This is a genomic window from Streptomyces sp. NK15101 (assembly GCF_020400725.1).
Lineage (GTDB): Bacteria > Actinomycetota > Actinomycetes > Streptomycetales > Streptomycetaceae > Streptomyces.
Window position 1 is genome coordinate 1 of record NZ_JAINVG010000154.1, and the last position, 9007, is coordinate 9007.

Here is a 9007-nt window from a genome sequence, read left to right on the forward strand (position 1 = left end):
TGCCGTTCGCCGTCTCCCTTTAGACGGGGCAGGGGCGGTACTCGAGGCTCAGTTCGCGGTCGACGGCGTAGCTCGTCCGCATCGACGCGTCGATGACCTGCTGCCAGGAGCCGTACTTGGCGTACAGCTGGTCCGCGGTGGGGCCGAGGGGGTTGCCGTACTTGACGATGTTCCGCTCCTCCAGGATGCGGACCTCCTCGGGACTCATGCCGGCGCGGGTGATCCCCTTGGCCTGGTTCCGCATGTCGACGAGCTCCCGGGCGATCTCCTCGTCGGTGAAGCCCGCCGCCCGCATGTCGGCCTCGGTGCGGTGCATGTCCTCCAGGAGCTCGTGGTAGCGAATCCGGATCCGCTGGGCCTCCACCTTCTCGTCCATCGGGAGGACGCGGATCCGGCACACGACCGGGTCGGTGCTGGGGCAGGGGTCGTCGGCGGAGACGGGAGGGGCGAGGGGAGCCGTGATGACGGACCCACACGCCTCGACCGCACCGACCACGGACGAGCCGGCGGTGCCCAGGAGGGCGACGGCGGCGACGAACGGGACGAGGGTGCGGCGCAGCAAGGACGAGGAAGGGCGCATGCGCGCATCCTCGGGCGGCGCCGGGGCTCCTTCACGCAGGCGCACCGGTGATCACTCCTACGGGCGGGGCGCCCGGGGGAGGCTCCACCCGATGGACCGCCGCCTCGGCGATGAGGCCGCTTTCCGGCGAGATCACCGCCGTACCCATGTCGCTTCAGCACCCCGCCCTCCCGACCGCCGAGGACTCCCGGAACTCCCGTTGCTCCTCGTCATGCGGAAGGCACGGCATGGCCCGGAAGGCTGAGGAGGGGGCGAGGAAGGGCTCGTTCACTGAATCGGGGGGTGATCGGAGGGAGGGACGTTCCTGCTCTGACCTGTGTGTAGTGATGCAGATACTTTCTGTGATGACCAGTCGATGACCAGTCGGCACGATCAAAACAGGGGACAGCTATGCGGAAGTTGGCGGCAGTGGTGGTGGCTGCGGGGTTGTTCGTCGGAGGGGTGGGGGTGGCGGCGGCCGATTCGGAGCACCGCTTGGTCATGCAGACATCAGGCGCCGCGTTCGTCGGCACGTACCAGTGGGATCCGCCGAACAAGGTACCGAGCGGGCTCCATGTGAAGGGGCTGCTGCGGGATGACGCCGACAATGACGGCCACAACGTCTACCTGCGGGTAAAGGTTGAGGCTTACCCGTGGGGCGAGGTCAGGGGTGTGCAGAAGAAAGACATCAGGATCGACAGGGTCTTCTCCGACGGCGCAGTCCTAAAGACCAAAGAAATTCGGATGCAGGTATGCCTTGACCGTGGCTCCTTCCGGCCGGACAACTGCTCGCGCGAGCGACTGTTCGCGCGGCGATAGTCGATAGGTTCTGGGAGCCGTCGACGCACGGCTCCCATCCTCAGGGGGCTTACCACAATGGATGTCATCCTCCGCGCCGAGGGCGTGGATCTCTTCTATGGCACGCAGCAGGCTGTCACTGGTGCCGATTTCACGCTCGAGCGCGGCGAAGTGGCCGCCATCATGGGCAGTAGCGGGTCGGGCAAGTCGTCCCTGCTGTACTGTCTCGCTGGAGTCCTGCCTCCCTCCAACGGCACGGTAACTTTCGACGGGACGCAGCTCTCGTCGCTCCCTGACGGAGAACTCAGCGCGTTACGCCGTACGCGCCTAGGTTTCGTCTTCCAGTACGGGGAACTGCTGCCGGAACTGACTGTGGAGGAGAACGCAGCGCTCCCTCTCCGGCTCGCCGGGATTAGCAAGACCCATGCCCATGCCATGGCAGCCCAGGTGCTGGGGCGCCTCGGAATGGGCGACCTACTACGGCGCAGAACGTCAAAGCTGTCGGGTGGCCAGAGTCAGCGTGTGGCCGTTGCACGTGCTCTGGTCCACCGGCCGGACGTGGTCTTCGCGGATGAGCCGACGGGAGCGCTCGACAGCACCAACGCAGCTGCTGTCCTTGATGAATTCCTTCAGTTGGCACGTCGACAGAAGACAGCCGTGGTCATCGTCACGCACGACTCGGACGTCGCCGCAAGGGCAGACACGCAGTACACGATGTCGGACGGTGTCCTGGCTCAACGGGTGGCGGTGTGAACACCTTCCTCCTCGGAATGCGCCTGCTATGGGGAAGCGGGCGAAGGGGACGGGTTCGCTTTCTGCTGATGACACTCGGATCCGCGCTTGGAGTGGCCTGCCTTGCGGCCGTGTTGACCATTCCGTCGATCCTCGGCGCTCACGACGCTCGCGTAGCCGCCCGTGAACCTCGCCCTGGGATGAGCAGCGTCGTCTACCGCGAGTTCAGTGATCCCTACGGCCCGCAGCCGCTCCGCCGGATCTTCATCGCTCGCACACATACTGGTCCGACGCCGGTGCCGCCCGGCATCGACAGACTTCCCGAAGTCGGTGAGGTGATTGTTTCACCGAGGCTTGGTCAGATCCTGGCAGCCAGTCCAAGAGCAGCCGGCCTTGTCCCTGGCCGCGTAGTCGGCACTATCGCGCCGGAGGGGTTGGGCGGATCCGACGATCTGTACGCCTATATCGGCATCGCCCGAGACCAGCTACCTGAAGCAGAGACACTCGGCGGCTTCGGCATCGGCCGATCCTGGCGGCAGGTCATCGACCCCTCCACTCTCAGCACCCTGCGGTTTACCCTCGGCTGCATCGTGCTGCTCCCCCTCGTCATCTTTCTCTCCGTATGTGCGCGGCTTTCCGGGGAGTCCCGTGCGCGCCGACTCGCAGCGCTTCGGCTTGTCGGGCTCAGCGTGAAGGACACCCTGCGAGTCAATGCCGGGGAAAGCGTGGTGGCTGCCTTGATTGGGGCGCTAATCGGCATCGTGGGGTATCTCGGAATCAATGAGGCCATGGCGCGGATCGGGCTACCCGGGTTGCACTGGTACCCGGCCGATGGGCGACCCGAGGGGTCGACCATTGCCGTGTGCCTATTGGGGTGTCCGGCGCTCGCATGGGTCGTGGGGCAGTTCAGTGCGCGGCGTCCCGCCCTGTCACCGATCAATGTGCGGCGTGTCGGCGAACGCAAGCCACCGAAGAAGTTCGGGATGTTGCTGCTGGTCCCCGGCATCGGGATCACCGTCGGGTACTGCGTACTCAGCATCATTGGGCGAGACCCGTCCGGAGGGTCAGCCAGTTCCCTACTGGTGCCCGGTGCCGTGCTGTTGACTGGGGCTGGCCTCGTCTTCGGATTGGCGCCGATCACGGCCTGGCTCGCTCAGCGGCTGGCTGGTGTGGCCAGGTCACTCCCCATGGCATTGGCGATGCGGCGTACCGAGGTGGATCCGGGGGCTTCCCTGCGGGTAGTCACCGGGCTCGTGCTGCTGGTGTTCGGGGCCTCGCTCACTCAGGGGGTACTCATCGAACTGGACCAGGTCAGCAGGCGGACGGCTCCTCTTCAGGAGTACGACATCCGCCTGAACGATGTCTCACCAGCACAGCAGCAGGCTTTGGCCAAGGTCCCCGGCGTGCAGACAACAACCGTCTCGTATAGCTCCTGGGATCCATTGGACGGGAGCAATGTGGCGCACGCCGACCTGGTGGTTGGCACTTGCGATCAGCTCGCGGCCTACACGCAGCAGGCCACGGGTTGCGTCGACGGGCGGATCATGCAGTTGGCGGACGACCGCACGACATCCGATTACGACCCGAAGGCGGGGGAGCGTTATCCCTTCGCGTTGAAGGACGGCCGGAAGGTCGCGCTCACCGTGCCCCGCGAGAGGATCAATGTGCGCCCCTGGGAGATGTCGGTTTTCGAATCGGGCGCTCTTCTCGTACCCCCGTCCCTTCTCCCCCCCAACCTGGCCGACGGCACTCTCACCCTCTTTAGTGATGCCGACCCCACCACCATCCGCTCCGTCCTAGACGGCATCGGCGCCATCGCCCCCACCGCCTCCGTCGAGCCCGTGGGGATCGTCATCGACTCGCTCGCTCAGCTGACCGTCATTCGGAGTCTGCTCGTCGTCGGGATGGTGCTCGGGCTCGTCATCGGGGTTGCCGCGTTTGTCGTGTCCGTGGCTGATCGGGCCATGGAGCGGCGGGGGCAGGTCACCGCGCTTGCGTTGTTGGGGGCTCGGGCGGGGACGCTGCGGGTGGTGCAGGTGGTGCAGGTGTTGTTGCCGTTGGTGGTGGGGCTGGGGGCTGCGATCGTCACCGGGTGGCTTGCCGAGTCCAGTTACCTGATCACCGGAGGTGGGGCGGTGCACTGGGACTGGGACGGGCTGTCCCTGCTGTTCGCCTCCGCGCTCGGGGTCGTGCTCGCCGCCGCCGTCGCCTCCGTTCCCATGGTGCGGCGGCACATCGATCCCGAGCACATCCGACGGGATTGATCCGCGGCGGAGCGATCAGTTTTCCTCGGGGGCGCGGTCCTTCTTCGTAGTCGTCGACTCCGAGGAGGACCCCTTGTCCGAGAACGCCGTCAAAGGTCCCGCCAGCTAATTCCCCTCCATCGAGAAGAAGTACGGGCGGCCCGTGTCCGAGTGGCTCGAGCTCGTTCGGGCCTCGCCGCTCGCCCGGCACATGGAGCTCGTCTCCTGGCTGAAGGCCGAGTACGGGCTGGGCCACGGGCACGCGAACGCGCTCGTGGCCCACGTGCTGGCCGGCGGGAAGTAGCGGGCCTCGCCGCCTCATGCCGCCAGGGTGCGGGTCGTACGGGACTCCACCCCGGCTCGCAGGGACAGGGTGATCGCCGCCGTCAGCGTTCCCGCCGCTCCCGCCGTCCACCACAGCACCGCCGGGTCCAGCGTCGTGTACGTCGTCACCCCCAGCGTGAGGGCCCCGAAGCGGGCCGTCCCCCAGGTCCAGCTGAAGGCGCCCTGGTAGCGGCCGCGGGCGTGGGACGGGGCCAGGTCGGCGAAGACGGCCGCCGCGATGCCCGCCACGACCACCTCGCCGAGCGACCAGACGACGACGGACAGCGTGTAGCCGACGACGCCGTCGGCCAGGCCGGTCAGCGCGACGCCCACCGCGATCAGCGCGCTGCCCGCGCTCTGCACCGCCAGCTGCGGGAGCCGCGCCAGCCACGCCGTCGCGAAGGGCTGGAGCGCGACCACCAGGATCGCGTTGACGGCCGCCATCGCCCCGTACACCGCCGGCGAGAGGCCGCTGTCGCGGACCGCGAGCGGCAGCGCGACCTCGGTCAGCGAGTACACGAAGAGCTGGACGCCGAAGAGCGGGAGCAGGAGCAGGGCCAGGCGGTCTTGGAGGACCACTCCGTAGCCGAGGCCGTCCTTCGTCCGCCGCGCCGGGGCCGAGCGGTCCGGTTCCGGCAGGCGGATCGCCACCACCAGCGCGTACAGCAGCATCGAACCCGCGTCGACCACGAAGAGCAGCCAGTAGCCCCGGGCCGCGAGGTAGCCGCCGAGGACGCCCGCCACCGCGGTGCCGATGTTCACGCCCCATCCGAAGAGCGCGTACGCCCGCCGCCGCCGCTCGCTGTCGACGGCGTCGGCCAGCAGGGCGTACGCCGCCGGGGAGACCGCGCTGCCGGCCGCGCTGATCAGCAGCGCCGACCCGGCCATCGTCCACACACCGGGCGCCAGGAAGAGCGCGCCCTGCGCCGCCGCCGCGCCGATCAGGCCGAGCAGCATCGTGGGACGCCGGCCGATGCGGTCGGCGAGGATGCCGCCCACCGCCGGGCCGATCAGGTTGCCCGCACCGAGCGCGCCGAGCACGTACGAGGTGTCCCCGCCCGTCACCCCCCGCGAGGCCAGGAAGAAGACCAGGAACGGTGTGACCAGGTAGCCGAGGCGGTTGACGATCGTTCCCGCGAAGATCGTCCAGACCTCGGACGGGAGGCCCTTGAAGGCCGAGGCGGAGGCCGGGGCGGGAGTCGGGGAGGAGGGCGCGGAAGGGGGTGAGGAGGGGGGCGCGGAGCAGGGGGACGGGGGCGTCTTTCGCATGGGGGGAGCTTGCTTTCCGGTCCCTGCGCCCCTCCAATGATTAAGTTCAGAACGAATCCATTCGCCAGCTCCAGGACGTGGAACGCATGGAAGCCGGGCTCAGTTTCTCCGCCGCCGATCTCGCCCAGACCCGTTTCGCCGTCTCCCCCATGTGGGAGGTCGTCACCAGCTACCGGCTCCTCGCCCAGCAGCCCGACTCCGTCCCGCACGGGCGCTGGGCCGCCCAGGTGCGGCCCCGGGTCGTCCGTGCCGGGCTCGACCGCGGATGGCTCGCCGCGCTGGTTCCCGCCCAGGGGTACCTCGCCGATTTCCTCAATCCCACCCCCTCCGGTCCCTTTCCCTCCCTCGGGGACGAGCTCGGCGCCATCCGCCGCACCCCTGCCGCCCAGGTGCGCGACGACCTCGACCCGCTGGACGGCGGGGGGCGGCTCCGGCTGCTGCGCGAGGACCCCGAGGCCGTCCTCCCCAAGGTCGCCGACGAGATCGAGACGTACTGGGAGCTCGCCCTCGCCCCCTACTGGGCCCGCATCCAGAAGGTCCTGGAGGCCGACGTCTTCCACCGGGCCCGGCAGGTCGCCGAGCACGGTTCGGCGCGGGTGCTGAGCGAACTCCACGAGACCGTACGGTGGGACGACGGCACCCTCCGGCTCGTACGGCGGCACTGCGCGCTCACCCGCGACCAGGCCGGTTCCGGGCTGCTGCTCGTCCCCTCCGTCTTCGTCTGGCCCCGCGTCCTCACCCGGTCCGTCCATCCCGACCCGCCCCAACTCGCCTATCCGGCACGGGGTTTCGGGAGCGTCTGGGAGCGCCGTACCCCCGGCGCCACGGACGCCGTCGCCGCCGTCCTCGGCCGCTCCCGCACCCTGCTCCTGACCGAGCTCGACACCCCCGCCTCCACCACCCGGCTCGCCGCCCACTGCGGCATGTCCGCCGCCGGCGTCTCCCAGCACCTCATCGCCCTCCGCAACGCCGGCCTCGTCACCGCCCACCGCAGCGGCCGTTCCGTCCTCTACGCCCGCACCGCCGTCGCCGACCAACTCCTGAGTCCATGAGGGAGGATGGGCCCGTGACCTCTCCTTCCGCCCCGCCCTGGGTCGAGCGCGTTCTCGTGCGTGACGGCGTGCGGCTCTCCTGCCGCGACTGGGGCGGATCCGGGCCCGACACCCTCCTCCTCCACGGGCTCGCCGGGCACGCCGGGGAGTGGGACGCCGTCGCCCGGCCGCTCCGGGACGCCGGCCACCGGGTCGTCGCCCTCGACCAGCGCGGGCACGGCCTCAGCGAGCGGCGGCCGGGCGACGTCTCCCGAGCCGCGTACGTCGCCGACGTCGTCGCGGTCATCGAGGAACTCGGCCTCGTACGGCCCCTGTTGGCCGGCCAGTCCCTCGGCGGGCACACCGCCCTCCTGACCGCCGCCGCCCACCCCGGGCTGCTCCGCGCCCTCGTCCTCGTCGAGGCCGGGGCCGGGCGCGCCGAACCGGGCACGGGGGAGCTGATCGGCGACTGGCTGCGGGCGTGGCCGGTGCCGTTCCCCTCGCGGGAGGCGGCCGTCGCGTACCTGGGGAACGGCAAGCGGTCCGTCGGGGAGGGGTGGGCCGACGGGCTGGAGGAGCGCGACGGCCGGCTCTGGCCGCGCTGCGATCCCGACCTCATGGTCCGTTCCCTCGACGAGAACGTCCGTCGCGCCTTCTGGGACGAGTGGGCGGCCGTCCGCTGCCCCGCGCTCGTCGTCCTCGGTGAGGGCGGGGAGGGCGGGATCATCGGCGGGGACGAGTACGCGGAGATGGTCCGGCTCCAGCCCGGCCTCCACGGCGTGAGCCTGCCCGGCGCCGGCCACGACGTGCACCTGGAGCGGGCCGGCGTGCTGGCTCGGGTGATCCTCGACTTCCCGTCCTCCCCGGACCCTTGCCCTGGAGTGCACTCCAGTTCCTAGAGTCGCCCCATGCGCTATCGGGTACTCGGCGGGACCGGGATCGACGTCAGCACCTACTGCCTCGGCACCATGATGTTCGGAGCCGTCGGCAATCCGGACCACCAGGAGTCCGTACGGATCATCCATGCCGCCCTCGACCAGGGCGTCAACTTCGTGGACACGGCCGACATGTACTCGGCCGGCGAGTCCGAGGAGATCGTCGGCAAGGCGCTGCGCGACCCGCGGCGCCGGGAGGCCACCGTCCTCGCCACCAAGGTGTACTTCCCGGTCGGCGGCGAAGGGCCCAACCGGGGCGGCGGCTCCCGGCGTTGGATCACCCTCGCCGTCGAGAACAGCCTCAAGCGGCTCGGCACCGACTGGATCGATCTGTACCAGGTGCACCGGCCCGACCACCGGACCGACATCGAGGAGACCCTCGACGTCCTCGGTGATCTCGTCGGTCAGGGGAAGATCCGGGCCTTCGGCTGCTCCACCTTCCCCGCCGAGGAGATCGTCGAGGCGCACGCCGTCGCCGAGCGGCGCGGGCTGCGCCGGTTCCGCTCCGAGCAGCCGCCGTACTCTCTGCTCGCGCGCGGCGTGGAGGCGAACGTGCTGCCCACCGCCCAGAAGTACGGGATGGGGGTGCTGACCTGGAGTCCGCTCGCGTCCGGCTTCCTCACCGGCAAGTACCGGAAGGGCCGGCCGATCGACCTGACCAGCGGGCGGCCCGCGCTCACCCCGCACCGATTCGACCCCTCGCTGCCGGTCAACGCCGCCAAGCTCGACGCCGTCGAGGAGTTCGTCGCGCTGGCCGACGAGATCGGGTGCTCCCTGCCCGAGCTGGCGATCGCGTTCGCCGCCGCTCACCCGGCCGTGACGTCCGTGATCATCGGGCCCCGGACGATGGAGCAGCTGGAGGGGCTGCTGAAGGGCGCGCCGGTCGTCCTCACCGACGAGGTCCTCGACCGGATCGACGCGATCGTGCCGCCGGGGACCAACCTCTACCGGCCGGACGGCGCCTGGCGGCCGCCCGTCCTCACCGACCCCTCCCTGCGGCGGCGGCCGATCGGGGAGCGGGCCGCCGGGTGAGGGGCGGCGCGCGCGGCCGGGTCGCCGGAGCGGCGGAGCGGCGGAGCGGCGGAGCGGCGGAGCGGCGGAGCGGCGGAGCGGCGG

9 protein-coding genes are annotated in these 9007 nt (G+C 70.1%); 7 read left to right on the top strand and 2 right to left on the bottom strand.

Annotation, left to right across the window (positions count from 1 at the left end; all coding sequences use genetic code 11):
• Positions 1-19 precede the first annotated feature (19 nt).
• A complete protein-coding gene (locus K7G60_RS37535; protein ID WP_225805447.1) occupies positions 20-580 on the bottom strand; it encodes a hypothetical protein in 561 nt (186 codons plus the stop codon).
• Between the two features lie 390 nt (positions 581-970).
• On the opposite strand from K7G60_RS37535, the gene K7G60_RS37540 reads away from it, so the two are divergent.
• From K7G60_RS37540 to K7G60_RS37555, 4 genes are all read left to right on the top strand, one after another.
• Positions 971-1378: a hypothetical protein gene (locus tag K7G60_RS37540; RefSeq protein ID WP_225805448.1), complete on the top strand. Its 408-nt coding sequence runs from the start codon at positions 971-973 to the stop codon at positions 1376-1378.
• A gap of 57 nt (positions 1379-1435) precedes the next feature.
• Positions 1436-2110: an ABC transporter ATP-binding protein gene (locus K7G60_RS37545; RefSeq protein WP_225805449.1), complete on the top strand. Its 675-nt coding sequence runs from the start codon at positions 1436-1438 to the stop codon at positions 2108-2110.
• A 17-nt stretch (positions 2111-2127) separates the two neighbouring features.
• Positions 2128-4353 carry an FtsX-like permease family protein gene (locus K7G60_RS37550; RefSeq protein WP_225805453.1) on the top strand — a complete coding sequence of 742 codons (2226 nt, stop codon included), beginning with the start codon at positions 2128-2130 and terminating at the stop codon, positions 4351-4353.
• Between the two features lie 118 nt (positions 4354-4471).
• Complete coding sequence (locus K7G60_RS37555; RefSeq protein WP_225805454.1) at positions 4472-4636, top strand: DUF4287 domain-containing protein; 165 nt, start codon at positions 4472-4474, stop codon at positions 4634-4636.
• Positions 4637-4650: 14 nt separating this feature from the next.
• Here the strand turns inward: K7G60_RS37555 and K7G60_RS37560 are convergent, their stop codons facing one another.
• Complete coding sequence (locus K7G60_RS37560; protein ID WP_225805450.1) at positions 4651-5925, bottom strand: MFS transporter; 1275 nt, start codon at positions 5923-5925, stop codon at positions 4651-4653.
• 86 nt (positions 5926-6011) lie between these two features.
• On the opposite strand from K7G60_RS37560, the gene K7G60_RS37565 reads away from it, so the two are divergent.
• Genes K7G60_RS37565 through K7G60_RS37575 form a run of 3 tightly spaced genes read left to right on the top strand, consistent with a single transcriptional unit; the run spans position 6012 to position 8923 of the window.
• Positions 6012-6977, top strand: a complete 966-nt coding sequence (locus tag K7G60_RS37565; protein ID WP_225805455.1) for a DUF5937 family protein — start codon at positions 6012-6014, stop codon at positions 6975-6977.
• Positions 6978-6991: 14 nt separating this feature from the next.
• Entirely contained in the window at positions 6992-7855 is an 864-nt protein-coding gene (locus tag K7G60_RS37570) for an alpha/beta fold hydrolase (protein WP_225805451.1), read from the top strand.
• Between the two features lie 9 nt (positions 7856-7864).
• Positions 7865-8923 (top strand): aldo/keto reductase, encoded by a 1059-nt coding sequence (locus K7G60_RS37575; RefSeq protein WP_225805452.1) that lies wholly within the window; start codon positions 7865-7867, stop codon positions 8921-8923.
• The last annotated feature ends 84 nt before the right edge of the window (positions 8924-9007 follow it).

Bases quoted from the DNA above. Each gene is read 5' to 3' on its own strand.
- K7G60_RS37565 (WP_225805455.1), top strand. From the start codon at position 6,012: ATGGAAGCCGGGCTCAGTTTCTCCGCCGCCGATCTCGCCCAGACCCGT.
- K7G60_RS37575 (WP_225805452.1), top strand. From the start codon at position 7,865: ATGCGCTATCGGGTACTCGGCGGGACCGGGATCGACGTCAGCACCTAC.
- K7G60_RS37540 (WP_225805448.1), top strand. From the start codon at position 971: ATGCGGAAGTTGGCGGCAGTGGTGGTGGCTGCGGGGTTGTTCGTCGGA.
- K7G60_RS37550 (WP_225805453.1), top strand. From the start codon at position 2,128: ATGCGCCTGCTATGGGGAAGCGGGCGAAGGGGACGGGTTCGCTTTCTG.
- K7G60_RS37545 (WP_225805449.1), top strand. From the start codon at position 1,436: ATGGATGTCATCCTCCGCGCCGAGGGCGTGGATCTCTTCTATGGCACG.
- K7G60_RS37560 (WP_225805450.1), bottom strand. From the start codon at position 5,925: ATGCGAAAGACGCCCCCGTCCCCCTGCTCCGCGCCCCCCTCCTCACCC.
- K7G60_RS37535 (WP_225805447.1), bottom strand. From the start codon at position 580: ATGCGCCCTTCCTCGTCCTTGCTGCGCCGCACCCTCGTCCCGTTCGTC.